Below are 25,619 nucleotides of genomic sequence, written 5' to 3' on the forward strand. Positions count from 1 at the left end.
ATCTGACGAAGCACGATCGTCGGACGAACCAGTGGCGGGACGGTATTCATGGTCATCGAACACGCCGAGATCACAATCTTTCCGGGCCGGGCGGCCGAGTTCGAGGAGGCGTTCGAGCGCGGCCACAAGGCGATCGCGCAGTCCCCGGGGTATTTGTGGGCGCGGCTGGTCCGGCAGATCGAGAACCCCGACACCTACCTGCTGCTGATCGGGTGGGAGTCACTGGAGGCGCACACGGTGGTGTTCCGCGAGTCCGACCTGTTCCAGCAGTGGCGCGCGGCCGTCGGGCCGTTCTTCGCGTCCCCGCCCACCGTCACCCACTACGACGGCGAGCTGACGCCCGCCGAGGGCGCCTAGCCTTCGAGGGCCGGGATCAGCCCGATATCACGCCGGCGGATCGTGACGCCGGGTCACTCGCCGCTTCGCAGGTCGGACAGGCATTTCGGGGAGTACGCGATCTCGTCGAAGCGGGCGGTGCACCCGGGCCCGGTGGGCGACTGGGCCAGGAAGCCGACCTCGGGATCGCCGTCCAGCGCGAAGTATCGGATCAGGTGCCAGAAGTCCGAGCCGAGCGCGACGTGGAAGGCGAAGGCCGGGCCCAGGCGGGAGATACGCAACCGGACCTCCTCGCCCTTGACGGGAATCGAGTTGCAGTCGTCGGACACACCTCGGTTCACCACGGAGACGACGGTGGGACGACCCTGTGGGGAGAGTTCCAGGCAGAACTTCGCCCACGTGTCCTCTCCGGCGTACAGCAGCAGCACACCGGCGTCGTACGTGGAGGCGAGGTCGGTGGTGATCCGGGCGCTCAGGGTGAAGTCGCCGTCCAGACGGCCGAGCAGCGCGGGCGCGTTGGCGTAACGGCCTGGGCCGCCGGGGTCGGTGAACAGGTCGGTGCCAGGGCCCGCGGACAGGGTGAGCGCGTCGTCGGCCTCGATCCGCCAACCGGCGGGCTGGTTCAGCGGACGCAGCGGGGCCGGGAAGACGGGCAGGAGTATCGGGTCTGTCATCGGTCCTCCTCAGTGGTACCGAGGGTCGTACACGTTGGCGACCAGGTCAGCGACGATCGCGGCTTTCTCGGTCGGATGTACGTACGCGCGGTGCACTACACGCCCCCGCCGCCGAGGATGGTCGGCGGCGGGGGCTTGCGGACCTGGAACAAGGGGTGCTTCGTTGATCCAACCGCCTCCACCCTCTCAGCAATGCGTCCGGAGTCAAGCTGGTTGGTCGGCAGGCGTCCGGCTCAGGCTGATATGCACCTGCGATGCGCCGGACCTGCTTGAAGCGTTCATCGACGGGTAGCCGCCAAGGCGGCGGGCGCCTGGGGACCGCTCAGCCGCGGACCGGCCAGGCACGCCCACGGCCCTGGCCCCGGCGGCGTCAGTCCTCCCAGCGCTGGGCGTTCTGATCATTCAACGTGCCCGGCTCCTGGGGAATGACGCAGAAGGGCAGCCCGGCGGGGTCCTCCATGACCGCCCACCTGTCGTTCACCATTCGCAGTCGCCTGGCCCCGAGTGCCTCCAGACGCGCGATCTCCGCCTGTAGATCGTCGGTGTGGATATCGAGGTGAACGCGGGCGGAGCCCGTCCCGAGTCGCTGGATGAGCAGGCCGAAGGCGTCCCCGGGCAAGGTGGCGCCGTGGTACTCCGGATACCGCCGAGACCGGGTCAGCGTCTGACCGGTCGCCTCCTGCCAGAACGTCAGTTCCTCGTCGTGAACGCCCTCGGGCACGTCGATCACGACCTTGTGGATCCTGCTGTAATGCGCCATTGCCCCATCCTCCCGCGAGCAGTCCGGAGATCAGGACCTTCAGCGCCGCGTCGGTGCTGCGCCGCCGGTGAAGGGAGAGCCCAGGCCCACCCGTCGTGGGCCCGGGATGCTCGTCCGGCGCCGGCCGTACGGGAGAGAAATCGGCCGGGGGAGGTCAGGCGGGGTAGGCGGGATAGCCGTAGCCGACGACCTGCCAGGTGGGGCGGACGCGGCGTTCGACCTTGCCGTTGCCGGTGTTGCCTTCGATGGTGGTGATGGTGCCGTCGCCGTTGTCGCGTTCCACCAGGCCCACGTGGTCGATGGCGTCGGTGTCCTTGCTGCCGCCCCAGTCGAAGAAGACGACGGCGCCCGGCTTGGGCGCGGTGCCCCAGTGGCGGTTGGCCTGGAACCACTTGGCGTAGGTGACGGTGTAGGCGTCCCAGCCGAGGACGGGGCGGATGCCGGCCTGCTCGCCGACCCAGGAGACGAACATGGCGCACCAGGGGGCGTTGGCGTAGCCGCGCAGGGTGCCGCCGTCGCGGGCGAGGGTCTCCAGGGCGCGCGGAGTGGACATGTACCACCGCTGGAACTCGGTGCCGCCGCCGTCGGCGTTCTCGGTGACGCCGATCTTGCTTGCCGCGATGCGGAGGACGTCCTGGGCCGTCACCGGAGGGAGCTTCTTGGCGATGCGCTCCAAGGGGGTCAGCTGGGCGTCGTCGGTGTTGGGGGCGTCTTTGGCCTTTTTCGCGGCGGCTGCACCTCGGGCCAGGCCGTGGCCGGATGCGGCGAGGCCGGGCGAGGCGGGGAGGACGGCCGCCGCGGCGACGGCCGTACAGAGGATGATGCGAGGGAGGGTTGCGCCTTCACGTGCCCGGGAGGGGCTGTACATGGACATACGGGGGCTTACTCCTTGCTTCCATGCCGCCTACCGGGTTAGCTGACGGGTTCGGGCATGGAAGGTGCCCTACGACGCGCCGCGACGAGGCGTGCGTCGATTCACCCCGGTGGAGAGTGGGTCCCCGGCTCCTCGAAGATCTCGGACTCGGCGGCCGCGCGTCTCACCGACAGAGAGGATCTCCGCCGGAGGGACGACGGTCACGGTTGTCTGGCCTCAACCCGGGCTCGTACGGCGCGCCGGGCCGAATACCATGCGGACGAAGGTAAACGATTCGGACAAATCCGCGCAAACATCCGTCAAGGTGGGGCGATGGAAAAGCCTTGCGCCATCGGGGTTGCAGGTCGGAAATTTTACCTTTGCCGCCCCCTCGGGGGCGTCGTCCCAGAGCCGCAATACCGGCAGGTCAAGGGCGGCACATGCCCGCCGGATTCATCCCATTGATCCCGGAGTTTTCCCTACAAATACGAAGGGTAGCGTAGCAACTGCTATCTGTAGCCAACAGGCCCGGGGGTCATGGGATCATGCGTCAGCTCATCGTGTGCTGCGACGGCACCTGGAACACGGCGGAGGACAGGGCCATCACCAACGTGCGGCGGCTCTACAACGCCCTCGCCGAGAAGGACGAGAACGACAATCCACAACTGGCTTACTATCAGCCCGGCGTGGGCACCATGCGTAACCGTCTCATCGGCGGCGGCACCGGGCTCGGCCTGTCCCGCAATGTGATGGACGCCTATCTGTGGCTGACCACGCGGTACGAGCCCGGGGACCAGATCTCGCTGTTCGGTTTCAGCCGTGGCGCCTACACCGCCCGCAGCCTCGCCGGCATGATCTCCGCCTGCGGCCTGATCGACACCACCAAGACCGACGAGCAGGCGATCCGGCCCCAGCTCCGCCGCCTCTACCAGCAGGGATACCGGCAGCGGGGTCGGCGGAACACGCAGTGGCGCGACGGGCTCACCTTCCGCTGGGACGCCGACGACGCCAAGAACATCCCGATCCGGTTCATCGGCGTGTGGGACACCGTCGGCGCCCTCGGCGTACCGGACTACCTGGGCGTACTGGAGATGCTCGACCGGCCGCACCGCTTCCACGACCTGCGGCTCAACCCGCACATCAGGTTCGCGCGGCACGCGCTGGCGATGGACGAGCGGCGCGAGCCGTACCAGCCGACGTTGTGGGCCGAGCCGTACGGGCCGGAGCAGGACGTGCTGCAGGTGTGGTTCCCCGGCAGCCACAAGGACGTCGGCGGCGGCCACCCCGAGCGGGGGCTCAGCGACGGCGCGCTGCGCTGGATGATCGACGAGGCGCGTGAGCTGATCAAGCTCGGCTTCCACAAGGAGACCGTCGAGGACCAGATCGATCCCGACCCCCTCGACGTCATGCACGACGACGAGCTCGGCGCGATCGGCGTGCTCGACCAGGTCGTGGACCCGATGCTCAAGCCGGTGCGGGAGATGCTGCTGCGCCCGCGCCCGCGCGCCGTGCCGCGGATCGACCCGCACGCGCCGACCCGGATCATCCACGAGTCGGTGTACGAGCGGCACCAGCGCCCGCCGATCACCTCCGGCGCCTACCGGCCCACGCGGGTGCTCGCGCCCGGTCAGGAGCGGACGGTCGAGGTGTTCGCGCACGAGCCGTGGAACGAGACCGGGCTGTACCTGGAGCCGGGCGAGTACCGCTTCATCGCCGACGGCATGTGGCAGGACGGCGACATCATGGCCGGTCCCGAGGGGACGTCGGGGCTCGACCTGCTCAACCCGATGCGGGAGCGCCTGCGCCTGCTGTCCACGCTGTGGGGCGGCGGCGAGCGGCTCTTCCGCATGATCACCCGCAACGCCGCGGCGGGCTTCATCGGGGCGCGGCGCGAGGGCGACCTGCCGTGGATGTCGCTGGTGGGCGTCATCGCCAACGACGCCGTGTCGATCAAGTCGCGCGACGGGATGCGGCACGCGCACGAGCGGATCCCGATCGGCATCGGCACGCGCTGCCACGTGACCAAGGGCGGTTACCTGTACGCGTACGCCAACGACGCCTGGGGCCTGTACGGCAACAACCAGGGCAGCGTGCGCCTCACCGTGGCCCGGTTGGTCGCCGACGAGCCGCACACCGTGCTCACGCACGCCTCGCTCGCGCACACCCTCGGCGGCAACGCCGGCTCCGACATGGGGGGCGGGAACTCCGACGGAGGCGCGCGGACGGTCGCGGGCGGTCGCCGTACCGGGGCGGGGGCGGCGGGCCGGGTGCGCCGTGAGGTGCAGGAGGCCTGACCGGTCCCGTCGCGAAGCGGTTCGCGGGTCCGCTGGTGAACCCGTGGCAGGCGCGGACGACGCGTCGAACAGGCCCGGCGCTCGGGGGCGTGCCGGGCCTGTGGCGCGTCCAGGGCCGGTACTCGACCGGTGCTTGAGCGGTGCCGTGTGCGGAGGAGGAGCGCGCGAACCGGCTCGCACCGCCCGCAGGTGAGCAGGCGGCGAATCAGGGTAGAGCAGGCCGACGCGGGCAGACGTACCTTCGCGCCCGCATCCCGGCGGACACGACCCCGAGGACACGAGCCCCTCCCCGCCGGCAAAGGCCGCAGAACCGTCGCACAAGGACGGCCGGGAGGGCGCAGAGGAGGCTCAGGTGAAGGTCAAGGACATCATGACCGCCCCGGTGATCACCGTACGGCGGGACACCTCGGTGCCCGACGTGGCGGCGCTGCTGCGCGGCCGCCGGGTCAGCGCGGTCCCGGTCGTGGACGACGAGGGTGCCGTCGTCGGCCTGGTCAGCGAGTACGACCTGCTCGCCCGCGAGGGCGCGACCGCGGCCGACGTGATGACCTCCGCCGTAATCAGCGTCACCGAGGACACCGACGTCGACGAGGTACGCCACCTGCTGGTGGAGCGGCGCATCCGCCGCGTTCCGGTGCTGTCCGGCGGGCACATGGTCGGCATCGTCAGCCGATCGGACGTGATGGCGCTGCTCACCACCGAGTGGGCGTGCGGCGTGTGCGGCGAGGTCACCCGCGGCGAGCGGCCCCCGTCCCGCTGCCCGAAGTGCCACGCCGAGGCGGGCCGATTCGCCCTGCAGGAGCCCGCCCCGGGCAGTTGAGCGGCCCACCCATCCACACCCGTAGGAGGCGCGACCGATGGCACCGACCACGCCCGGCCCCGAGCCGGGCCGTACCGGGGAGCAGGCGGACAAGCCGCCGCAGGACCGGGCAGGCGAGCCCGCGGCGGAGGATCGAGCGGGCCGCCCGGACGCCGCCGAGGATCCGAAGGCGCTGACCGGCTACTACCGCCGGATGGCGCTGATCCGGTCCTTCGAGCTGCGCGCCGCCGAGATGTACACCCGGGCGAAGATCGGCGGCTACTGCCATCTCAACCTCGGCGAGGAGGCCACGGTCGTCGGCCTCATGGCGGCGCTGCGGCCCACCGACTACCTGTTCACCACCTATCGGGAGCACGGGTACGCCCTGGCCCGCGGCGCCGAGCCCGGCGCGGTCATGGCCGAACTGTTCGGCCGCGCCACCGGCATGTCGGGCGGCTTCGGCGGGTCGATGCACCTGTTCGACTGGAACCTGCGGCTGCTCGGCGGGTACGGCATCGTCGGCGGCCAGATCCCCCCGGCGACCGGCGCGGCGCTGGCGATCGCCCACCGGAGCGCGCCCGGGCCCGACGGGGAGGCGGTGATGTGCCTGATGGGCGACGGCACCACCAACATCGGCGCCTTCCACGAGTCGCTCAACCTCGCCGCCGTGTGGCGGCTGCCCATCGTGTACGTGATCGTCAACAACCTGCTCGGCATGGGCACGCCGGTCGAGGCGGCCTCCGGCGAGCCGGAGCTGTTCCGGCGCGGCTGCGCGTACCGCATCCCCGGGGAGCGGGTGGACGGCAACGACGTGCTCGCCGTACGGCGGGCGGCCACGGCGGCGATGGACCGCGCCCGGTCCGAGCATCAGCCGGTGCTGCTCGAGGCGGTCAGCTACCGGCTGCGCGGCCACTCGGTCGTGGACCCGGCCCGCTACCGGTCGGTGGAGGAGACCCGGCGGCTGCGCGAGCTGGACCCGCTGCCCGCCTTCCGCGCCCGGCTCATCGACGACGGGGTGCTGGACGAGGAGAGCGCGGCCCGCATCGACGACGAGGCCGAGCGGGAGGTCGCCGCCGCGATCGAGTTCGCCGACAACAGCCCGCCGCCCGCCGTGGAGACCCTCTTCGACCACGTGTACGCCACGCCGGTGGCCAACGCCCCGCGCGAACTGCCCGGCGACCCGCTGCCGGTGGGCCGCACGGACGAGGCGGACGAGGCGGACGAGGAGGGGTGAGCGGTGGCGCAGACCATGACCTACCGGCAGGCGCTGCACGACACGCTCCGCGCCGAGCTGCAGCGGGACGAGAACGTGCTGCTCATCGGCGAGGAGATCGGCGTCTTCGAAGGCTCCTACAAGATCACTGCGGGGCTGCTGGCCGAGTTCGGCCCCCGGCGGGTGCGGGACACGCCGATCAGCGAGGAGGGGTTCACCGGCGCCGCCGTAGGCGCGGCGATGCTCGGCCTGCGGCCCATCGTGGAGATCATGACGATCAACTTCAGCCTGCTCGCCATCGACCAGATCGTCAACCACGCGGCGAAGATGCACGGCATGTTCGGCGGCCAGGTGTCGGTGCCGATGGTGCTGCGCACGCCCGGCGGCGGCGGGCAGCAGCTCGCCGCCACGCACTCGCAGAACCTCGAGGTGTACTACGCGCACGTGCCCGGCCTGAAGGTCGTCGCCCCCTCGACGCCGGCCGACGCCAAGGGCCTGCTGAGCACCGCCGTACGCGACGACGACCCGGTGATCTTCCTGGAGAACCTGGCGCTGTACAACACCAAGGGCGAGGTGCCCGACGGCGACCACACCGTGCCGATCGGCCGGGCCGCCGTGTCGAAGCAGGGCCGTGACCTCACCATCGTCGCCTACTCGCGGGCGGCGGTGGTCGCGCTCGACGTCGCCCGCCGCCTGGCGGAGGAGGGCATCTCCGCCGAGGTCGTGGACCTGCGCAGCCTGCGCCCGCTGGACCGGGAGACCATCTGCGCGTCGGCGCGCAAGACCGGGCGTGCGGTCGTGCTTGAGGACGACTGGCTCAGCTACGGCGTCGGCGCGGAGATCGCCGCCACCATCCAGGAGGGCGCCTTCGATCACCTCGACGCCCCGGTACGCCGGGTCGCCTCGGCCGAAGTGCCCCTCCCCTACGCCAAGCCGCTGGAACTCGCCGCGATGCCCGACGCGGCCGCCCTCACCCGGGTGATCCGGGAGATCCTCGACGCCACCCGTTTCACGCCCACCGGGCAACGCTGACGGTCCGGGAGACCTGCCATGCCAGAGATCATCATGCCCCGCCTGTCCGACACGATGGAGGAGGGCACGCTCAGCCGCTGGTTCAAACAGGAGGGCGACCAGGTTCACAGGGGCGACGTGCTCGCCGAGATCGAGACCGACAAGGCCGCGATGGACCTGGAGGCGTACGACGAGGGGCCGCTGACGCGGATCCTCGTACAGGAGGGCGAAACGGTGGCGATCGGCACGCCGGTCGCGATCATCGGCGAGGGCGCCCCGGCCCCGGAGCCGCAGGCCAAACCCGAACCGGCCAAGCGCCGGGCGGAGGAGGCGGAGACCGGCGCGACGGAAGGGCCCACGGATCAGGCCGTCGAGGCGGAAGCGGTGAGCGCACCCGGCGAGCGGGCCGCCCCGGCGGAGGAGCCGCCCGCCCCGGGACCGCGAGGGCGGCTGCGGACGTCCCCGCTGGCACGGCGGATCGCCCGTGACCACGGCATCGACCTCGCATCCATCACCGGAAGCGGCCCCGGCGGGCGCATCGTCCGCGCCGACGTCGAGGACGCGATCTCCCGCAAAGAGGCGGGCCCGCCGACCGCTCCCCCGACAGCCCGCCCCACCGAGCCGACCGCCCGTCCGGCCGAGCCCGCCGCCCGCCCCGCCGAGCCCGCCGCCCGCCCCGCCGAACCCGCCGCCGAGCCGCAGCCGCGCATGCGGGCGGTCCTGCAGGAGACCGAGGCGCCCCGCCTGGCGGAGGAGGACGTCGAGGAGATCGCGCTCAACCGGATACGCCGCCTCACCGCGCAACGCATGACGCGCAGCGTCCAGGAGGCGCCGCACTTCTACCTCACCTCGGTCGTGGACGCCGAGCCGCTGCTCGCCTACCGCGCCGAGATCAACGCCGCGCTCGCCGACCGCGGCCCGAAGGTCAGCGTCACCGACCTGATCATCAAGGCGTGCGCCGTCATGCTGCGCGAACACCCGGAGCTGAACGCCTCCTGGGGCGACACCCGCATCCTGCGCCATCGCCGGATACACGTGGGCCTCGCGGTCGCCCTCGACGACGGCCTGATCGTCCCCGTCATCCACGACGCCGACCGCAGGACGCTCACCGAGATCGCCGCCGAGGCGCACGACCTCGCCGACCGGGCGCGCTCCGGCCAACTGTCGCTGGACGAACTGACGGGCGGCACCTTCACGCTCAGCAACCTGGGCCCGTTCGGCATCGACCACTTCACCGCCGTGATCAACCCGCCCCAGGCGGCGATCCTCTCCGTCGGCGCGGCCAAGCCCAATCCGGTGGTACGCGACGGCGAGGTACGGCCGGGCGTGACGATGGCCCTGACGCTGTCGATCGACCACCGCATACTCGACGGCGCCACGGGCGCCGCCTTCCTCCGCGACCTGAAGAACCTCCTGGAACAGCCGCTGCGCATCGTCGTGTGAGACCGCCGGCGTCACCCGTCCGGCCCGCGAAGCCGTTCGGCGAGCACGGCGGCCTGGCTGTGGTCGAGGTCGCGGGTGGCGGTGAGGAGGGTGAGGCCGTCGTGCTCGGCGAGGTCGCGCAGGTGGTCGAGGGCCTCGCGGTGGCCGGGGTCGGCCAGTTCGGCGAGGTAGCGGCGGCGGAACTCGGCGAAACGGGACGGCTCGTGGCCGTACCAGCGGCGCAGTTCGGCCGACGGGGCGATGTCGGGGAGCCATTCGTCGAAACGCGCGGCGTCCTTGCGCAGGCCGCGGGGCCAGACGCGGTCGACGAGCACACGTCTGCCGTCGTCCGGCGCGGTCTCCTCGTAGATCCTGCGGCAAGTGATCCGCATGCTCATGACGTCCCTCCCGGATCGGTGGTCCGGCGCTCCGACGGCCGGACCCGGCGGTTCGTCCTTCCCGGGCGACGTTCCCCGGGTACGGCCCGCCAATCGATCACCATGGTCGATCCCGAGACCATGCCGGAGAATCGGCGGTATGGGTGAATTGACTCCGGTGCCGGTCGTGCTCGACTGCGATCCCGGGCACGACGACATGTTCGCGATCCTGCTCGCCGCCGCGCATCCCGCCATCGACCTGCTGGCCGTGACGACCGTGGCGGGCAACGGGACGCTTGAGGCGGTCACGCTGAACGCCCGGAAGATCTGCACGGCGGCCGGCCTGCACGACATGATCATCGCGGCGGGAGCGGACCGCGCGCTCAACGGCGCGCAGGGCACGGCCCCGGAGATCCACGGCGAGAGCGCCCTCGACGGCACCGACCTGCCCGAGCCGACCGTGCCGCTGGCGGACGACGACGCCGTGACCGTCATGGCCCGGTTGCTGCGCGAGTCGCCGCGGCCGGTGACGATCGCCCCGACGGGACCGCTCACCAACATCGCGACGCTCCTCGACCGCCACCCCGAGGTGAAGCCGAAGATCGAGCGCATCGTGTTCATGGGCGGCACCACCGGTCGGGGCAACCGCCACCCGCTCGCCGAGTTCAACATCTGGGCGGATCCGGAGGCCGCCGACCTCGTGCTGCGCAGCGGCCTCCCCCTGCTGATGTGCGGGCTCGACGTCACCCACCAGGCCGTCGCCGGGCCGGAAGTGTTCGACCGGCTCCGGGCCGTCGAAGGCACGCTTCCGGCCGTCCTGGCCGCGTCGCTCGCCTTCTACGGCACCACGTACCGGGAGATCTTCGGCATGCCGGGCCCGCCGCTGCACGATCCGGTGGCGATCGCGGCGATCGCCGAGCCGGAGATCGTCCGGTGCGTGGAGGCGTCGGTGGTGGTGGAGCTCATCGGCGAGCACACACGCGGCGCCACCGTGGTCGACCTGTACAAGGTGACCGGCAGGCCCGCCAACGTCCAGGTCGCCCTCGAACTCGACCGCGAGCGCTTCTGGGACCTGATCCTCGACGCCGTCGCCGCGCTGGCCGGTGGCGACGGGTGACGGGTGACGGCGAGGGTATGGCTCGCGCCATCGTGGCGATGCACGTCAAGTGCTCCAAAAGTGCGTTGAATCATCGCTGAAGGGCCTGTCTGAACGCGGACGCGGCGCTTGTCCCCATTCGTCGACGCGCTCAGGATGGCGGTCAGGAGGACGGCCGGCGAGGGGTGGGGCGATGGGCACGTTGAAGATCGCGACGGTGAACGGCGAGTGGATGAACGACTGGTTCACGCCCGACGCCGAGGCGGCGGCGTTCAAGCCGACGTTCGACGACGACGGGGAGCAGGGGGTCACCGCGGACGCCGCCGGGCGACTCGGCGCGCTGATCACGGCGATCGACGCCGACCTCGTCGCGCTCGTCGAGGCGCCGAGCCGGGCGGCCGAGCTCGCCCTCTTCATCGACGAGTACCTCAGCGTGAACGGCGCCCCCGCCTACGACTTCGTGCTCGGCGACTCCGGCGGCAGCCATAAGCTCGCGCTGCTGTTCCGGCCCGACCGGGCACGCGTCGCCCTCGCCTCGTCCGCCGACGTGCGGATGGTCATCGACCCGTGGCTCGCCGACGTGGACGGCGACGCGGTCCTGGACGAGTACCGCTACACCCGCAACCCGCTGGCCTGCGTCGCCGAGGTGGAGGGCGGCACGCTGGAGGTGATCGTCGCGCATCTGAAGTCCAACTTCGTCAACCGCGGGCGCGAGATGTGGGAGAACGAGGCACAGCGGCCCGCCTTCATCAGGCAGGCCCTCAAGAACCGGCGGCGGATCGCCACCGAGGCGATGCGCATCCGCAGGCATCTGGAGCGCCGCATCGACGCCGACCCCGAGGCGGCGATCATCGTGCTCGGCGATCTCAACGACGGTCCCGGCCAGGACTACTTCGAGGAGCTGTACCTGGCGCACAACGTGACCGACATCATCGTGGGCTCGCCGTACCGGCCCGAGCGGCTGTTCGGCCACGCGCAGGCCGACGTGCCGGAGGAACTGCGCTACACGGCCGAGTTCGACGACTTCGTCACCAACGAGCCCAACCGCCGCCTGCTGCTGGACCACATCCTCGCCTCGCCAGCGCTCGTACGCGGCGGCGGCCGCTGGCGGCGAAGCCCGGCTCCGGCACGGTCGAGCACGGGGCCTGGGCGGCGCAGCTCAGCGGCGACGGCCGACGGCGCGACCAGCGCGCCACCGACCATCGCCCGGCGACCCTCACCCTCACCACGCCCTGAGCGGCGCGGGTGCCCGCTCAGCGGGAGACGACCCCGTGGGCGGCGGTACAGGACGGGGTCCCGGGCCTGGATGTCGAGCAGCACCAGCGAGACGCCGGCGAGCGGTTCGTCGGCGGCGCGGTCGCCGAGGTAGCCGCAGGCGTCGAGCGCGGTGTGCAGGCCGAGCTCGCGGCGGCGGCGCAGCACCGCGCCGGTGAAGCGGGGCCGCGGCAGCGGCTCGCCGCCCGCGATCGTGACGCCGTCTCCGGCGATCTCGATGAAGCGGCGGCGCAGGGGGCAATCCGCCGTGAACAGGACCGAGCGCATGCCGGGGCCGTCCACACCTGTGGAGACGTCGTAAGAGTGGACCGAGCCGGTGATCTCGACGGGCGCGGCACGGCGGCCGCCGCCCGAGGCCGCTCCGGCTCCGGACCGGCCGTGGTGCTGGTTCCCGCTTTCCGCTCTTCCAGCGGCCACGGCCGCGCTCGGACGCAGAAGGTCACCCATGATTGGGTCGAAAGTCCTACGAATTTGTCCGCAACGGCGTCGAATTAGTGCCATTGCGCGATGGGACGGCTACGGTTTCCTCGTAGCGCTCCTCGGTTTCTTATTCAGGCATTACTCGTGGCCCTGGATGATCGGGTGCGGCGGAGCTATGGAGACGTTGTGATCGGTAAGGAACGGTGGGCGTGGTGCTGAGGACGTTCACGGGCGAGGGATGGCGTCGTGCCCGCGCGGCGTGGCGGGCGGCGGCGATCGTGACGGTGCTCGCCCTGGCGTCGGTGTCCTGCGCCGACACCTCCGAGCCTCCGCCGCAGGATGATCGGGCGCAGACGTCCGATTCCGCGGCGCCGACGGCCGAGCAGGCCCCGGCCGAGCCTCCGCCCGTCCCCCGGGACTGGCCCCGCTGGGGCATCACGCACACCCAGTACAGCGCCGACAACGAGGATGAGGCCGTGACCGATGGCGTGGCCCGCGTCCTGCGTCAGGTGCCGATGCTGCAGAACCAGCACATCATGGGCTTCGGGGCGGACAATCCCGAGCCGTCGCCCGGCGAGTACGAGTGGCGCACCCTCGACGCGCGTGTAACGTTCATGGACCGCTCAGCCGGACTGCCGGTGATCACCCTGTGCTGCGCGCCCGACTGGATGAAGGGCGGCCCGGCCGGCGAGACCGACTGGAACCATCTCACCGACGCGCCGACTCGGGAGCACTTCGACGACTTCGCCAAGCTCGCCGCCGACGTGGCCAAACGCTACCCGCACATTCGCTACTACATGGTGTGGAACGAGTTCAAGGGGTTCTACGACCCCGACACCAAGCGGCCGGACGCGGAGGGGTACACCGAACTCTACAACAAGGTGTATACGGCCCTGAAGCAGGTTAATCCTGATATTCAGGTTGGCGGACCGTACATCCCGATCAATAGCCACAAGGGGGGTAGCGACAAGCGCATCCGCGGGCCGTGGGGCGTGGTGGACCCGCGCAGCCTCGACGCCGTGGAGTACTGGCTGGAGCACAAGAAGGGCGCCGACTTCATCGTGGTGGACGGCGCCTCGGTGACCGAGGAGCACCTGCAGATCCCCGACGAGTTCGGCGCGCTCGGCAAGTTCGGGGCGGTCACGCGGTGGCTACGGAAGAAGAGCGGCAACCTTCCGGTGTGGTGGGCCGAGTGGTACATCACCCCGGAGGAGACACAGTGGGAGGAGCCGCGTCGGCTCGCCGTACAGGCGGTGTCGATGATGGAGTTCGCCACCAGCGGCGCGGCCACCGCCCTCTACTGGAGCCCGCAGCGCAAGACCGGCGACTGCCCCGGCTGCCTGTGGCAACCCGGTCAGCCCACGTCGCTGCCCACCTACGACCTGATCAGCAACTTCGTCCGGTGGTTCCCGGCGGAGGTCGAACTGGAGCAGGTCTCCTCGTCCAACCCCGCGATCCGGGTCCTGGCCCAGAAGAACCGCATGCTCATGGTCAACACCACCAACGAGGCCGTGGTCGCCGACGTGGACGGCAAGAGCCACCGCTTCGAGCCGTACCAGGTGGTCTGGAGCGAACGCGCCACCTGATCGCACACTCGGCCGAGCCCGGCCGCATGATCGCACACTCGGCCGAGGCCAGCCGCATGATCGGACGCTCAGCCGAGCCCGGCCGGGACCTAGTGGCTTGAGGACTCTGGGCCCTCGTGACCTCGGCAGCCCTGGTGGATCTGAGAGCTCCGGACCCTCCTGTCCTCGGCAGCCCTGGTGGATCTGAGAGCTCCGGACCCTCCTGTCCTCGGCAGCCCTGGTGGATCTGAGAGCTCCGGACCCTCCTGTCCTCGGCGGCTACAGGGCTCTGGCATGCATGGCGCCCTGGGGGCCTTGGCGCCTCTGCGGCAGGCGGCGCGAGGGTCACGACCTGCGGGACGGGATGCCGACGTCGAGGGAGGCGAGGCAGGGGCGCTCGGTAATGCCGACATCGCAGATGCGCGTGTGGGAGATGCCGTCCTCGACCATGAACTGCAGCATGGCGGTGTTCGGCGGTTCGGGCGCGATCAGGCGGCGTTGACGCTCCAGGCGTGACCACGCGGTGTGCATGATCTGGGCGGCCATCTGGCCGAGCATGGTCACCGATTGGTGGTTGTGCACCCGATGGCCGAGATCGACCTGGGCCATCGCGTCCAGACCGACGAGTTCGAGCAGGTCGACCAGGATGGCCAGTTCCACGCCGTAGTGCGTCACGAACGGCACCAGTTCCAGCACCTCGCGCCTGCCCGCGTACTCACCCGCGAGCGGCTGCACGAAGCCGGCCAGTTCCGGCCAGTACATGTTGATCAGAGGCCGGGCGACCAACTCGGTCACCCGCCCGCCCGCGCCCCTCTCGAAGTGGCCGTCGATGGTCAGCGGACGCTCGTACGCCCCCTTGACGAAGCACACGCTCGGATCGGTGAGCAGCGGACCGAGCAGCCCGGTGACGAAATACGCGCCGAAGTTGCGCAAGTCGGCGTCGACGAACACGACCACGTCGCCACGCGTGGCCGCCAGCCCCTTCCACAGCGCCTCGCCTTTGCCCGGCAGCGGCGGCAGTTCCGGCAGCACGGCGTCCTGGTGCACCACCCGCGCCCCCGCCTCGGCCGCGACGGCGGCCGTCCGGTCGGTGGAGTGCGAGTCCACCACCAGGATCTCGTCCACCAGCGGCACACGCTCCGCCAGTTCCCGCAGGATGGTGGAGACGATGGGCCCCACGGTCGGTTCCTCGTTCCGAGCGGGCAGGATCACGCTCACCCTGGTGTCGCCCTTGACCGCCGCCAGACGTCCGGGGTGCCAGTCTCCCGCCTTGCTGGTACGCCTCTCCACCCACCGGCGTGCGGCATCGAGTCCGGTTTCCTGGCGAGTAACGGGCGCATGTACCATCTCGCGCTCCTCGGGGTGCCTCGGAGATGCGGAATCCCGAATTCTGCCCCCTATCCCCCGGGTCCAACGCTTCTATCTCCCGCTATGAGGGCGTTTGACGGGAGCTTGCCCTAGGTGGCGGCCGGGGTTTCCGGCGAAACTCGCAGGCCGGAGTGCGGCGGCACGGGTCATCGCCTCGCGCACCCGGTCGAGCGGGTCGCCCCGGTGCAGGGCGGTCATGAAGGCTGCGTTCACGGCGCCGAACAGTGCGCCGACCAGGGCGGCGGCGTCGATCAGGTCGAGTCCGTCCGGATCCCGGCTCAGCGCCTCGGCCAGCCGCGTTTGGCCTTCGTACGGCAGGTGAAGCATGCGCCTCGGGATCGCCGGCTCGGTCATGACCAGCTCGGCCCGCGCCGCGGCCAGGCCGCTCACCATGCCGCTCACCAGGGCGTTCGCGTCGATGTCGGCGACCGCTATTCCGCCTCCGGCTCGGGACTGCGCAGAATGTCGGACAGTTCGTCGGCGATCGCCTCGGCCTGGGGTCCGGTCACGACGACGCCGACCTCGGTGCCGGTGACCGCGCCCAGCCCCATGACGGAGAGCACGCTGATCGCGTTCGCCCGGCGTTCACCGGCGACCAGTTCGATGGTCGCGGCGCGGTGGCGGGCCGCCACCCGGGCCACCTGGCCGGCCGGTCGGGCGTGCAGGTGCTTGGGGAGTACGACGAGCCGACGGGCGACGTTGGAGGCAGTGCCGAAGCCCGTGTCGGAGCCCTGGTGTGGGGTTGTGGACGCGCCCACGCTCGAAGCCTCATCGGGGCCCGCGGATGAACCCCTGGTCGAGCCCGTGTGCGGCGTCGCGTTGGAGCCCGTGCCCGGTTCCGCGACGGGCGCGATGGAGTCCGCGCTCGGATCGCTCGGATCGGGGGTGGCGGTGGAGTCGGAGAGGGGGGCGGAGTTCATATCTCGATTTCTCCGGATCTGGGATCGGGATTGAGGGAGGAGGCGGGCTCAGAACTTGCGAACATCGCGGGCCTCTTGGGCTGCGGTGGCCACGGTGGCCAGATCGAGGTCGGCGGCGGCGGCCACCGCGGCGGCGACCGCGCCCTCGACGAAAGGGGCGTCGGCGAGCACGATGCGGTCGCCTTCGCCGTCCGGGTCGAGGTCGGACAGCAGGGCCAGAGCGCTCAGCACCGAGCTGCCGAGGTCGGGGATGAGCAGGACTCCGTCGCCACCGTCGGCCGCCTTGATCGCGGCGGCGATGCGTTCGGTGCTGGTGCCGAGCCGCCCGTCGTCGGTGCCTCCCGCCGGGACGATGCGTACGCCCGCGGCGACCTGGGCGGCGAGTTCGGCCGCGCCCTCGGCGAGAAGGCTGCTGTGGGAGATGAGGACAATGCCTACCATGAAGGGCTACCGTTCCGTTCATCCGAATAGAAATCGGCCAGGCCGAAGGAGATGTCGTGACACGTGCGGTCGATCGTGCGGCGCGGATGCTACTGGCGCTGGCCTCCGGCACCCCGCGCCTGGGGGTCTCGGAGATCTCCGAGCTGGTCGACGTGCCCAAGCCGACCGTGTACACGATGCTCCGCACGCTGGAGCGGCACGGCCTGGTCACCCAGGAGGCCGAGGGGGGCAAGTACGCGCTCGGGCCCGCCGTGCTCCAACTCGGCAACGCGTACCTGGACGGATCCGAGCTGCGCGCCCGGTCGGTGCCGTGGGCGGACATGCTGGCCCGCCAGACCGGTGAGTCGGTGTGGGTGGGGGTGCTGTCCGGCCGCGACGTCGTGGTCGTGCACCACGCCTTCCGGCCCGACGACCTCGTGCAGATCCTGGAGGTCGGCGCGGCCGTCCCCTGGCACGCCTGCGCGCTCGGGCACGCCATCGTGTCCGGCATCGACGACGACCTCCGCAAGAGCCTGCTGGCCGACCCGCTGCCCCGGTTGACCGGGCGCACCCTCACCGACCCCGAGGCCCTGCGCGACGCCCTCGCCGCCACCCGTGACCGGGGGTACGCGGTGGAGGACCAGGAAGCCACCCTCGGCGACGCCGGCCTCGCCGCCCCCGTGTCCGACTGGTCCGGCCGGGTCGTCGGCGCGCTCGGCATCGTCGGCCCGGCCGACCGGCTGCTCGGCCCCGACCGGCGGCCCCAGTTGGCCGACGCGGTACGCTCCACCGCCCGCGCCCTCTCCCGCGACCTAGGCGCGGCCCGCACCCGCCCCGCCGGCACCTGACCGGCCGTACCGCCATCACCCCGACCAACCCGAACAGGCACCCCCGCCCTGTCCGGCGACCTAGGCGCGGCCCGCACCCGCCCCGCCGAAACCTGACCGGCCGCACCACCATTGCCGCGACCAGCCCGAACGGGCACCCCCGCCCTGCCCGGCGATCCCGGCACCACTCGGACCCACACCAGAACCCGACCGGCCAGAGCCGAACCAACCCCGCCGCCATCACCCCGGCCAGCCTGAACAGGCACCCCTGCCTGCTGCCTGCATTCCCCAAGACCTGCGGTTTGGCAGAACGGGAGGCCCGCGTCGAGTGGCCACGTCCCGTTGACGCAGGGGCAGTCGCCGCGTGGGCGGTTCACGGCAGCGGCGTTTCGGCTCGGAGGCGGACCAGCTCGTGCACCTCGTCTGCGTCGGTCAGGGCCAGCGCCTCGGTGAACAGATCGGCGCATTCGTCGACGCGCAGCCGGCGTACCCGGTAGCGGACCTCGTCCACACGGGCGCAGGCCACGCTGAGATGCCGCACCCCCGCCCCCAGCAGGAGGGGCAGCGTAGTCGGATGCGCGCCCGAGTCGCCGCACACGCTGACGTGGATTCCGGCCCGGTCGGCGGCGGCGACCACCCGGCCGACCGGTTCCAGTACCCGCGGGTGCGCGGTCAGTTCGGGCAGTGCCCGTGGATCGCGCCGGTCCAGGTCGAGCACCTGGGCGGTCAGGTCGTTGGTGCCGATCGACAGGAAGTCGCAGACCTCGCACAACGCGGCGATGTCCGCAACCGCGTCCAGTGTCTCGATCATCGCCCCGACCGGCACCGCCCCGGCCACGGGCGCGGCCGTATCGGAGCCGTTCGATGCCGGGGTGTCATCCGCCCCGGCGTCCGCAACGACCGCCTCGACCACCGCGCGCACCGCCCGGATCTGGTCGGGCTTCGTCACCATCGGCACCATGATGCGCAGCCGCGTGCCCCGGCCGACCCGTACGGCGGCGCGGATCTGGGCTTCCAGCGCGTCCGTACGGCCCAGCAACGCGTCAAGACCCGCGTCCGTGCCTGTCAGGAACGGGGGAATCTTGTCGTTGGCGAAGTCAAGCAGCCGCAACGTCACCGGCCAGCCGGCCGCCTCGGCGAAGATGGGGCGCAGGGCACGCCGGTGGTCGGCCTCGGTGGGCCACCGGTCGAACTCCAGGAACGGCAGCTCGGTGCGGAGCAGCCCGATCCCCGCGGCGCCGCTCACCCGGCCCGCGTGCGCCTCGATGTCGGTGGCCACGTTGCACGAGACCGTGAACGCGTGCCCGTCGGCAGTAAGGTGAGGCAACGTCCGCTCGGCGGCGAGCGCGGCCCGGCGTTCCCGCTCACGCGTCGCCGCCCTGCCCGCCCTGGCGATCTCGTCGTAGGCGGGCCTCGCCACGACCACCCCGGCGTCCGCGTCGACGAGCACCATCGTGTCGTCGGGAACATCCAGGACATCCGGGGCGACCCCGGCCACCAACGGCAGCCCTGTCGAACGGGCGATGATCGCCGCATGCGAGTTGGCGCCACCGCGTACGGTCACGGCCGCGACCAGCCCTTGCCCGAGATGCTCAAGCAGGTCCGCCGGCCCGAGTTCCTCGGCCACCAGCACGAATTCGTTGTCAATGACCGACCCGGCGTCTCTCTCGGCCACCGGCCGCTTCGCGACGGCACCGACGACCTCCTTAACTCCTCCACCCACGCCCGTCTCCGGGCGATGTTGGGTCGGAGGTCCCCCTGCCGCCTTCTGGCGAACGTCCTCGCCGTCCTCCACGGAAACGCCCAGGTCCTCGACCCCCCGATCCGCTCCCGTCCCCGCGCGATGCCGAATCCCAGGTCCCTCCACCACCCCATGGCGAACGTCCTCGCCGTTGCCGGAGACGAGCCGGTTGGTGGTGCTCCGGTCGGCTGGGGCCGCCTGCGCATCCGGTACGGGAACGCGGGCGAGGTGATCCACGACTCGGCGGCCAATTTGGCGGATGTCGGCGGCGCGTTCGCGGAGGGTCTCATCCGGGAGCGATTCGAGGATCCGTGCCTGGTCGTCGATCGCCTGGGTGATGGCGGCGAGGGGGTCGGGCGAGGTGGCCGCTTGGCAGGCGGCCTGGATGAGGGCGGGGTCGGTGGCCATGAGGGCGCCGACGGCGACGATGTCGGCGGCGGCCTTGCGGCCGGTTGACCTGGCTCGGGCAGCGATCTCGGTCAGGTCGGCGGCCACGGCATGGAACGCCTGCTCGACGCGTGCCGCGTCGATGGGGCCGATGACGGTCGGTGGCGGGCCGCCGGTGCGGCGGGCGGGCGCGACCGCGGTGCCCCCGGCCACCCCCGAGCCGGTCCAGCGCGTCACGTGACCTCCTTTCCTGCGGTCGTTGCCAGGGCGCGCATGATCAGCACAGCCGAGGCCGCCCCGGGATCCTCGTGGCCGATGGTGCGGGGGCCGAGGTAGCTGGCGCGGCCCTTGCGTGCCTGCATGGCAACGGTGGCCTGCAGGCCGCGTTCGGCCGCGTCGGCGGCGGCCCGCGTCGCCCCGGCGAGGCCGCCGCCGCTGCTGACGACGGCCTGGTACGCGCTGACCGCGGCGGCCAGGGCGTCCACCATGGTCTTGTCGCCCTCCTTGGCCGCGCCCAACCGCTGGACTCCGGCGAGCGCGGCGTGCAGGGCCGCGCCGAGGCGCTCGGCGGGCACGGCCGGCTCCTCGCCGAGGGCCTTGGCGGCCTGGCGGAAGGCGGTGCCGTACAGGGGGCCGGAGGCGCCGCCGATCTTGCTGATGAGCGTCCGGCCGACGGCGTCGAGCACGGCGGCGGGGGTGGCCGGGACGGTCTCGTCGAGCAGGGCGACCGCGGCCCGGAAGCCACGTCGCATGTTCACGCCGTGGTCGGCGTCGCCGATGGCGGCGTCGAGGTGGGTCAGATGGTCGGTGTTGTCGATCACGAGCCTGGCGGCCTCGGCGATCCAGGCACGGAACGCCGAGGCGTCCATGGTGGCCGGACCCGGCGCGGAATCGGCAGGACCCGCGCCCGGCCGCGCCGGTCTGGCGTCGGCGGGACCCGCACCCGGCTGGCCCGGCCCGGAATCGGCAGGACCCGCGCCCGGCCGCGCCGGTGTGGCGTCGGCGGGACCCACGCCCGGCTGGCCCGGCGCGGAGTCGGCAGGACCGGCGTTCGAGGGGCCGCGTGCAGGAATCGGCCCGTTCGTTCCGGGGGCCGCCGGGTGCCCGATCGCCGTCGTCTGATCCGTGTTCGCGTGTTCCATGGCAGGTTCTCCAGTGCCGGTGATCAGCGGCCCCAGCGCAGCGCCGGGGTCTCCACCGGAGCGTCCCAGAGTGCGGTCAGTTCCGGGGTGAGGCGGCACACGGTGATCGAGCACCCGGCCATCTCCAGGCTGGTGATGTAGTTGCCGACGAGGCTGCGGGTGATGGTCACGCCGCGCTGGGCCAGCAAATCGGCGACGGCGGCGTACATGACGTACAGCTCGATCAGCGGGGTGCCGCCCAGGCCGTTGACCATGACGAGCGCCTCGCCGGACAGCGGGGAGTCGGCGTGGATGGCGTCGAGCGCGATGGCGGCGATCTCCTGGGCGGTGACAAGCTTTCCCCTGGTACGGCCCGGCTCCCCGTGGATGCCGACGCCGAGTTCGATCTCGTCCTCGCCGAGTTCGAAGCCGGGCTTGCCGCTCGCGGGGACCGTGCAGGGGGTGAGGGCGACGCCGAACGAGCGGGTACGGTCGTTGACCTCGCGGGCCAGCAGCGCGGTCGAGGCGAGGTCGGCGCCCTGCTCGGCGGCGGCACCGGCGATCTTCTCGGCGAAGACGGTGGCGCCGGTGCCGCGGCGACCGGCGGTCCAGGTGCTGTTCTCCACCGCCACGTCGTCGTTGATGACAACCGACTCGACCCGGATGCCCTCGTCGGCGGCGAGGTCGGCGGCCATCTGGAAGTTGAGCACGTCGCCGGTGTAGTTCTTGACGATGTGCAGCACGCCCGCGCCGCCGTCGGCGGCCTTGGTGGCGGCGAGGATCTGGTCGGGGACGGGTGAGGTGAACACCTCGCCGGGGCAGGCGGCGTCGAGCATGCCGTAGCCGACGAAGCCGCCGTGCAGGGGCTCGTGACCGGAGCCGCCGCCGGAGACCAGGCCGACCTTTCCGGGAGTCGGGCCACCAGCCCGGGCGATGTAGCGGTCCTCGGTGTCGACCTTCAGCGACGGGTGGGCGGCGGCGACTCCGGCCAGCGCGTCGGCGAGTACGTCATCGGCGGAGTTGATGAGCTTTTTCACGGTTCCGGCTCCCTGGGTGTCGGGGACGTTCGGGTGGTCGGGGAGACAGTGGGAGGGGCGGCGGGGAGGTGACGACGGTGGGTTTGGGCTGCGTTCGTGAGGACGCCGGTCCGTACGCGCCTCGCCCGGACTCGGGTCGGCCGGGCGAGACCCTGCGGGTCATCCAGCAGGGTCGCACGGATTCGCGTTATACGCCGGTGTCCTGTGCGGAGGTTTACCGAGGTCGAGCGGCTGGGCCGGTGAGGTCGGCGACGCGGTCATCGGTCCACACGGGCCGGGGTCGGCGGGCTCGGGCAACGCGTGTCCACGCGAAGACTCACGAGACCGGTCGGTGGCCAGGTGCTTCACGAGGGGCACATCGTCCAAACCAGGTCCGGGTCGGCGATCGCGGGGCCGTGCCCTGCGGAGGTTCACCGGGGTCGAGCGGTTGGGCGGGTGGTTCACGGACAGTGACGTGGTCATCGGTCCAAGCGGTATCGAGGTCGGCGGGCTCGGGCAACGCGTGTCCACGCGAGGATTCACCGAGACCGAGCGGTGGGCGGGCGCTTCACCAGGGACGCGGTCGCCGGTCCAAACCGGGTCGGGGTCGGCGACCCCGGGGCGACCAGGTTCTGCGCGAAGGTTCACCGAGGCCGACGGTGGGTGGGTCGTTCACGAGGTGACGGTGACGCGGTCGTCGGCTGAGGGCGAGGTAGGGGCGGGTTCGGGGTTGGTGGGCTTGACCGCGCCGAGGTAGGTGTAGGTGGCGGCGGCCAGCAGGCCGGCGGCGAAGGTCGCGACGAAGTACACGGGCACCTGCTCCCACAGCGGCGTCTGGCCGTTGAGGGCGACGATGGCGATCATCGGGCCGATGTAGCGGGCGGGGTTGAGGGCGGCGCCGGTCACCGGGCCGACGACGGTGATGACGGCGAACACGATCGACGCGATGGCCAGGCCGTACCAGCCGGGGGTCGCGCGTCCGTCGACGGCGGTGCCGAAGACCACGAACACCAGCAGGAAGGTGCCGATGAGCTCGGCGAACAGGGCGTGGCCGGTGTTGCCGGGCTCGTAGGAGAGCACGCCGAGCCCGGCGTCCACGCCGCCCTGGCCGAGGATGCCCCAGATCGCGAACGCCCCCGCGATGCCGCCGACGAACTGCGCGGCCAGGTAGCCGGGCACCTGTGACCAGGGGAACTTCTTGGCGGCGGCGAGCGCGACGGTCACCGCGGGGTTGATGTGGCAGCCGGAGATGTGCCCGATGGCGTAGATCATCGCGATGATCACCATCATGAAGGCGAACGAGATGACGCCGAGTTGGGCCATGGAGAACTCCACCCCGCTCGACTTGGCGATGACCCCGGTCGCCGCCGCCGTACCCGGGCCGCCGACGACGAGGGCGGCGGTTCCGATGAACTCGGCCACGAGCTTTCGCAAGGTTGTCGATTCCGCCATAGATCCGCCCGCGACGCCCGGCCGTACGGGGTCGCGGACCTCACCTCCTTCAGGCGAGGAAACGAGATGCTGTTCGGACAGTCCGAACAACGTTTCGCTGAGTTTCCGCCCTTGTGACGTCCGTGTCAATAGGTCTAGGGCGGACGGTGCGGGGAAGAGGGGGTCTCATGGCGGGGACGACCGGGCTGCTGGACACCCTGCGGACGCTGCGACGACAACTCGACGGCGAGTTGTTCCCGCTGTCCGTCGGGGATGTGGCGGCCGACCGTCACGCGCGCGGGGAGTTGGCCGGGCAGATCGACGACTACCTGCTGCCGAGGCTGGAGACGATCGACGCGCCGCTGCTCGCCGTGGTCGGCGGATCGACCGGGGCGGGCAAGTCCACCCTGGTCAACTCCCTCGTGGGCGCGGACGTGACGGTTCCCGGCGTACTGCGCCCGACCACGCTCGGGCCGACGCTGGTGGCGAGCCCCGCCGACGAGGACTGGTTCGTCGCCCCGCACGTGCTCCCCGGCCTGCCGCGCCTCACCGGGCACGGCCGGGGCGAGCCGGGCGCGCTGCGCGTGGTGACCGCCCCGGCGCTGCCCGCCGGGATCGCGCTCGCCGACGCGCCCGACATCGACTCGGTGGTGACCGCCAACCGGCAACTGGCCGCGCAACTGCTCGCCGCCGCCGACCTGTGGCTGTTCATCACCAGCGCCGCCCGGTACGCCGACGAGGTGCCCTGGGGCTTCCTACGCAGCGCCCGGGAGCGCAGTACGGCTCTCGCCGTCATCCTCAACCGCGTGCCGCCCGACGCGATGGAGCCGGTGCGCAACGACCTGGCCCGGCTGCTCGCCGCGAACGGTCTGGGCGGCGTACGGCTGTTCACCGTGCCCGAGGTCGACCTGCCCGAGGGCGGGCGGCTGCCGGCGCGGGTGGTGCAGCCCATCGTTGACTGGCTTGGCGGGATCTGCGCCGACACGCGGGCACGAGCCGGAATCGTCCGGCAGACGCTGTCCGGGGCGCTGGACAGCCTCGCCGTACGGGTCCCGGCGCTGGCGGGGGCGGTGGAGCGGCAGCGGCGCGGCATCGGCGAACTGCGCGAGTCGGTGGAGCATGCCTACGACGCCGGGCTGGCCGCCTTCGACGACGGGATGAGCGACGGGTCGCTGCTGCGCGGCGAGGTGCTGGCCCGCTGGCAGGACTTCGTCGGCACCGGGGAGCTGATGCGGTCGCTTGAATCCCGCGTCGGACGCGTCCGGGACCGCATCGTCGCGCTGTTCACCGCCCGCGCCGCCCCCGACACCCGGCTGCGGGTGGCCCTCGGCACCGGGATCGAGACGCTGATCCGCGCCGCCGCCGACCGGGCCGCCGAGCGGTCGCTGGAGGAGTGGTCGAGCCTGCCCGCCGGGCGGGACCTGCTCGACCGGGCCGGGGTCGTCACGGCGGGCCGACTGGGCCGGGCGTCCGCCACGCTGCCGGACCGGGCGGCGGGGGCCGTGCGGGACTGGCAGGGGTACGTCCTGGAGTTGGTCAGGTCCGAGGGCGCCGACCGCCGCACCACCGCCCGGCTGGCCTCGCTCGGCGTGAACGGCACGGGCCTGCTGCTGATGCTGGTGACGTTCGCCTCCACGGGCGGCCTCACCGGGATCGAGGTCGGCATCGCGGGCGGCACCAGTGTGCTCAGCCAGAAGCTGCTTGAGGCGATCTTCGGCGATCAGGCGGTCCGGGTGCTCGCGCAGAAGGCCCGCGACGACCTGCGGTGCCGGGTGGCCGAGGTGCTCGACGAGGAGATGTCGCGCTTCACCACGCTTCTCGACGGGCTCGGCCCGGCCGAGGAGACCGCGCGGGCGCTGCGGGAGAGTGCGCGAGCCGTACGGGAGGGGAAGCGCACGATCGAGACCGCCGGCTTCCGGGCCGACTCCCGCAGCGAGCGGCTGGACGGCCCGTCCCGCGATGTCCCACCGTCAACCGGAGGCGGGCCCCACGGGAGGGACGCAGGCCCGGACGCCCGCAGGAACGGAGGCCGAAGCGACGAACGCGGTGGGAACGAATTCGGGCAGAGCGATACAGAGGGCGAGCCAGGGCGAAGTACCGGCAGCGGAGCACGGAACGCATCGTGGTGGGGCCGGAGGACCGGGTCATGACCCTCGTTCGCCAGCACGCTGCGCTGTCACTGGGCGAACGGCTCACCGCCCTCGACCAAGCGACCCAACCCAGCGACCCACGGCCAAAACCACCAGCGACGACGCAAACCGGTACATCAAAACCGGAGGACCGGAGCCACGAC

At 71.7% G+C, this 25,619-nt stretch carries 23 protein-coding genes and 1 riboswitch; of the genes, 11 read left to right on the forward strand and 12 right to left on the reverse strand.

All coding sequences use genetic code 11. The features are described from left to right. Positions 1–48: 48 nt before the first annotated feature. The gene (locus tag AB0K60_RS18735; RefSeq protein WP_364055976.1) at positions 49–357 is read left to right on the forward strand and encodes an antibiotic biosynthesis monooxygenase family protein; all 309 of its coding nucleotides are present in this window, start codon (positions 49–51) and stop codon (positions 355–357) included. A gap of 53 nt (positions 358–410) precedes the next feature. Here AB0K60_RS18735 and AB0K60_RS18740 read toward each other — a convergent pair whose 3' ends face one another. The 3 genes from AB0K60_RS18740 to AB0K60_RS18750 all read right to left on the reverse strand — a co-directional run bounded on the left by AB0K60_RS18740 (position 411) and on the right by AB0K60_RS18750 (position 2,644). Continuing rightward, positions 411–1,010, reverse strand: a complete 600-nt coding sequence (locus tag AB0K60_RS18740) for a DUF1349 domain-containing protein (protein ID WP_364055979.1) — start codon at positions 1,008–1,010, stop codon at positions 411–413. A 370-nt stretch (positions 1,011–1,380) separates the two neighbouring features. Further along, on the reverse strand, positions 1,381–1,770 hold the full coding sequence (locus AB0K60_RS18745; protein WP_364055982.1) for a VOC family protein: 390 nt from the start codon (positions 1,768–1,770) through the stop codon (positions 1,381–1,383). Positions 1,771–1,924: 154 nt separating this feature from the next. Then, positions 1,925–2,644, reverse strand: coding sequence for a CHAP domain-containing protein (locus tag AB0K60_RS18750; RefSeq protein WP_364055984.1), 720 nt, complete (start codon positions 2,642–2,644; stop codon positions 1,925–1,927). Positions 2,645–2,656: 12 nt separating this feature from the next. Next, a riboswitch (cyclic di-AMP (ydaO/yuaA leader) is annotated at positions 2,657–2,807 on the reverse strand. Between the two features lie 361 nt (positions 2,808–3,168). Here AB0K60_RS18750 and AB0K60_RS18755 point away from each other — a divergent pair. The 5 genes from AB0K60_RS18755 (at position 3,169) to AB0K60_RS18775 (ending at position 9,383) form a co-directional block, all read left to right on the forward strand. Continuing rightward, the gene (locus tag AB0K60_RS18755; protein WP_364055986.1) at positions 3,169–4,917 is read left to right on the forward strand and encodes a DUF2235 domain-containing protein; all 1,749 of its coding nucleotides are present in this window, start codon (positions 3,169–3,171) and stop codon (positions 4,915–4,917) included. A 352-nt stretch (positions 4,918–5,269) separates the two neighbouring features. After that, entirely contained in the window at positions 5,270–5,737 is a 468-nt protein-coding gene (locus AB0K60_RS18760) for a CBS domain-containing protein (protein ID WP_364055989.1), read from the forward strand. A 37-nt stretch (positions 5,738–5,774) separates the two neighbouring features. Next, a complete protein-coding gene (pdhA, locus tag AB0K60_RS18765) occupies positions 5,775–6,950 on the forward strand; it encodes a pyruvate dehydrogenase (acetyl-transferring) E1 component subunit alpha (RefSeq protein WP_364055992.1) in 1,176 nt (391 codons plus the stop codon). A gap of 15 nt (positions 6,951–6,965) precedes the next feature. Then, entirely contained in the window at positions 6,966–7,961 is a 996-nt protein-coding gene (locus AB0K60_RS18770; RefSeq protein WP_364056772.1) for an alpha-ketoacid dehydrogenase subunit beta, read from the forward strand. A gap of 18 nt (positions 7,962–7,979) precedes the next feature. After that, a complete protein-coding gene (locus tag AB0K60_RS18775; RefSeq protein WP_364055995.1) occupies positions 7,980–9,383 on the forward strand; it encodes a dihydrolipoamide acetyltransferase family protein in 1,404 nt (467 codons plus the stop codon). 11 nt (positions 9,384–9,394) lie between these two features. Here AB0K60_RS18775 and AB0K60_RS18780 read toward each other — a convergent pair whose 3' ends face one another. Beyond that, positions 9,395–9,760, reverse strand: coding sequence for a DUF488 family protein (locus AB0K60_RS18780; RefSeq protein ID WP_364055998.1), 366 nt, complete (start codon positions 9,758–9,760; stop codon positions 9,395–9,397). A gap of 139 nt (positions 9,761–9,899) precedes the next feature. Here AB0K60_RS18780 and AB0K60_RS18785 point away from each other — a divergent pair, with 139 nt between their 5' ends. From AB0K60_RS18785 to AB0K60_RS18795, 3 genes are all read left to right on the forward strand, one after another. After that, positions 9,900–10,856: a nucleoside hydrolase gene (locus tag AB0K60_RS18785; protein ID WP_364056001.1), complete on the forward strand. Its 957-nt coding sequence runs from the start codon at positions 9,900–9,902 to the stop codon at positions 10,854–10,856. A gap of 172 nt (positions 10,857–11,028) precedes the next feature. After that, on the forward strand, positions 11,029–12,204 hold the full coding sequence (locus AB0K60_RS18790; RefSeq protein WP_364056004.1) for an endonuclease/exonuclease/phosphatase family protein: 1,176 nt from the start codon (positions 11,029–11,031) through the stop codon (positions 12,202–12,204). A 535-nt stretch (positions 12,205–12,739) separates the two neighbouring features. After that, a complete protein-coding gene (locus AB0K60_RS18795) occupies positions 12,740–14,116 on the forward strand; it encodes a xylan 1,4-beta-xylosidase (protein ID WP_364056007.1) in 1,377 nt (458 codons plus the stop codon). A 324-nt stretch (positions 14,117–14,440) separates the two neighbouring features. Here AB0K60_RS18795 and AB0K60_RS18800 read toward each other — a convergent pair whose 3' ends face one another. The 4 genes from AB0K60_RS18800 to dhaM form a co-directional block, all read right to left on the reverse strand. After that, on the reverse strand, positions 14,441–15,442 hold the full coding sequence (locus AB0K60_RS18800) for a glucosyl-3-phosphoglycerate synthase (RefSeq protein WP_364056010.1): 1,002 nt from the start codon (positions 15,440–15,442) through the stop codon (positions 14,441–14,443). A gap of 72 nt (positions 15,443–15,514) precedes the next feature. Further along, positions 15,515–15,865, reverse strand: coding sequence for a hypothetical protein (locus AB0K60_RS18805; RefSeq protein WP_364056013.1), 351 nt, complete (start codon positions 15,863–15,865; stop codon positions 15,515–15,517). Between the two features lie 29 nt (positions 15,866–15,894). After that, positions 15,895–16,383: an HPr family phosphocarrier protein gene (locus AB0K60_RS18810; RefSeq protein WP_364056016.1), complete on the reverse strand. Its 489-nt coding sequence runs from the start codon at positions 16,381–16,383 to the stop codon at positions 15,895–15,897. Between the two features lie 48 nt (positions 16,384–16,431). After that, on the reverse strand, positions 16,432–16,824 hold the full coding sequence (dhaM, locus tag AB0K60_RS18815) for a dihydroxyacetone kinase phosphoryl donor subunit DhaM (protein WP_364056019.1): 393 nt from the start codon (positions 16,822–16,824) through the stop codon (positions 16,432–16,434). A gap of 56 nt (positions 16,825–16,880) precedes the next feature. On the opposite strand from dhaM, the gene AB0K60_RS18820 reads away from it, so the two are divergent. Further along, the gene (locus tag AB0K60_RS18820; RefSeq protein ID WP_364056022.1) at positions 16,881–17,651 is read left to right on the forward strand and encodes an IclR family transcriptional regulator; all 771 of its coding nucleotides are present in this window, start codon (positions 16,881–16,883) and stop codon (positions 17,649–17,651) included. A gap of 352 nt (positions 17,652–18,003) precedes the next feature. Here the strand turns inward: AB0K60_RS18820 and AB0K60_RS18825 are convergent, their stop codons facing one another. The 4 genes from AB0K60_RS18825 to AB0K60_RS18840 form a co-directional block, all read right to left on the reverse strand. Then, positions 18,004–19,995 carry a putative PEP-binding protein gene (locus tag AB0K60_RS18825; RefSeq protein WP_364056025.1) on the reverse strand — a complete coding sequence of 664 codons (1,992 nt, stop codon included), beginning with the start codon at positions 19,993–19,995 and terminating at the stop codon, positions 18,004–18,006. Next, positions 19,992–20,627 (reverse strand): dihydroxyacetone kinase subunit DhaL, encoded by a 636-nt coding sequence (gene dhaL / locus AB0K60_RS18830; protein WP_364056028.1) that lies wholly within the window; start codon positions 20,625–20,627, stop codon positions 19,992–19,994. Before dhaL ends, AB0K60_RS18825 begins: the two co-directional genes overlap by 4 nt. Before the next feature lie 296 nt (positions 20,628–20,923). Then, the gene (dhaK, locus tag AB0K60_RS18835; protein WP_364056031.1) at positions 20,924–21,916 is read right to left on the reverse strand and encodes a dihydroxyacetone kinase subunit DhaK; all 993 of its coding nucleotides are present in this window, start codon (positions 21,914–21,916) and stop codon (positions 20,924–20,926) included. A 651-nt stretch (positions 21,917–22,567) separates the two neighbouring features. After that, positions 22,568–23,329 carry an MIP/aquaporin family protein gene (locus tag AB0K60_RS18840; protein ID WP_364056034.1) on the reverse strand — a complete coding sequence of 254 codons (762 nt, stop codon included), beginning with the start codon at positions 23,327–23,329 and terminating at the stop codon, positions 22,568–22,570. 185 nt (positions 23,330–23,514) lie between these two features. Between AB0K60_RS18840 and AB0K60_RS18845 the strand changes: the two genes are divergently transcribed. Beyond that, positions 23,515–25,476, forward strand: coding sequence for a GTPase domain-containing protein (locus AB0K60_RS18845; protein WP_364056037.1), 1,962 nt, complete (start codon positions 23,515–23,517; stop codon positions 25,474–25,476). Positions 25,477–25,619 lie beyond the last annotated feature (143 nt).

The organism is Thermopolyspora sp. NPDC052614 (assembly GCF_040678635.1).
Lineage (GTDB): Bacteria > Actinomycetota > Actinomycetes > Streptosporangiales > Streptosporangiaceae > Thermopolyspora.

What these genes read in the sequence shown, in the direction of transcription:
- AB0K60_RS18845 (WP_364056037.1), top strand. Translation starts at nt 23,515, where the DNA reads ATGGCGGGGACGACCGGGCTGCTGGACACCCTGCGGACGCTGCGACGA.
- AB0K60_RS18745 (WP_364055982.1), bottom strand. Translation starts at nt 1,770, where the DNA reads ATGGCGCATTACAGCAGGATCCACAAGGTCGTGATCGACGTGCCCGAG.
- AB0K60_RS18750 (WP_364055984.1), bottom strand. Translation starts at nt 2,644, where the DNA reads ATGTCCATGTACAGCCCCTCCCGGGCACGTGAAGGCGCAACCCTCCCT.
- AB0K60_RS18785 (WP_364056001.1), top strand. Translation starts at nt 9,900, where the DNA reads ATGGGTGAATTGACTCCGGTGCCGGTCGTGCTCGACTGCGATCCCGGG.
- dhaM (WP_364056019.1), bottom strand. Translation starts at nt 16,824, where the DNA reads ATGGTAGGCATTGTCCTCATCTCCCACAGCAGCCTTCTCGCCGAGGGC.
- AB0K60_RS18800 (WP_364056010.1), bottom strand. Translation starts at nt 15,442, where the DNA reads ATGGTACATGCGCCCGTTACTCGCCAGGAAACCGGACTCGATGCCGCA.
- AB0K60_RS18735 (WP_364055976.1), top strand. Translation starts at nt 49, where the DNA reads ATGGTCATCGAACACGCCGAGATCACAATCTTTCCGGGCCGGGCGGCC.
- AB0K60_RS18755 (WP_364055986.1), top strand. Translation starts at nt 3,169, where the DNA reads ATGCGTCAGCTCATCGTGTGCTGCGACGGCACCTGGAACACGGCGGAG.
- pdhA (WP_364055992.1), top strand. Translation starts at nt 5,775, where the DNA reads ATGGCACCGACCACGCCCGGCCCCGAGCCGGGCCGTACCGGGGAGCAG.
- AB0K60_RS18740 (WP_364055979.1), bottom strand. Translation starts at nt 1,010, where the DNA reads ATGACAGACCCGATACTCCTGCCCGTCTTCCCGGCCCCGCTGCGTCCG.
- AB0K60_RS18770 (WP_364056772.1), top strand. Translation starts at nt 6,966, where the DNA reads ATGACCTACCGGCAGGCGCTGCACGACACGCTCCGCGCCGAGCTGCAG.
- AB0K60_RS18810 (WP_364056016.1), bottom strand. Translation starts at nt 16,383, where the DNA reads ATGAACTCCGCCCCCCTCTCCGACTCCACCGCCACCCCCGATCCGAGC.
- AB0K60_RS18790 (WP_364056004.1), top strand. Translation starts at nt 11,029, where the DNA reads ATGGGCACGTTGAAGATCGCGACGGTGAACGGCGAGTGGATGAACGAC.
- AB0K60_RS18775 (WP_364055995.1), top strand. Translation starts at nt 7,980, where the DNA reads ATGCCAGAGATCATCATGCCCCGCCTGTCCGACACGATGGAGGAGGGC.
- AB0K60_RS18780 (WP_364055998.1), bottom strand. Translation starts at nt 9,760, where the DNA reads ATGAGCATGCGGATCACTTGCCGCAGGATCTACGAGGAGACCGCGCCG.
- dhaL (WP_364056028.1), bottom strand. Translation starts at nt 20,627, where the DNA reads ATGGACGCCTCGGCGTTCCGTGCCTGGATCGCCGAGGCCGCCAGGCTC.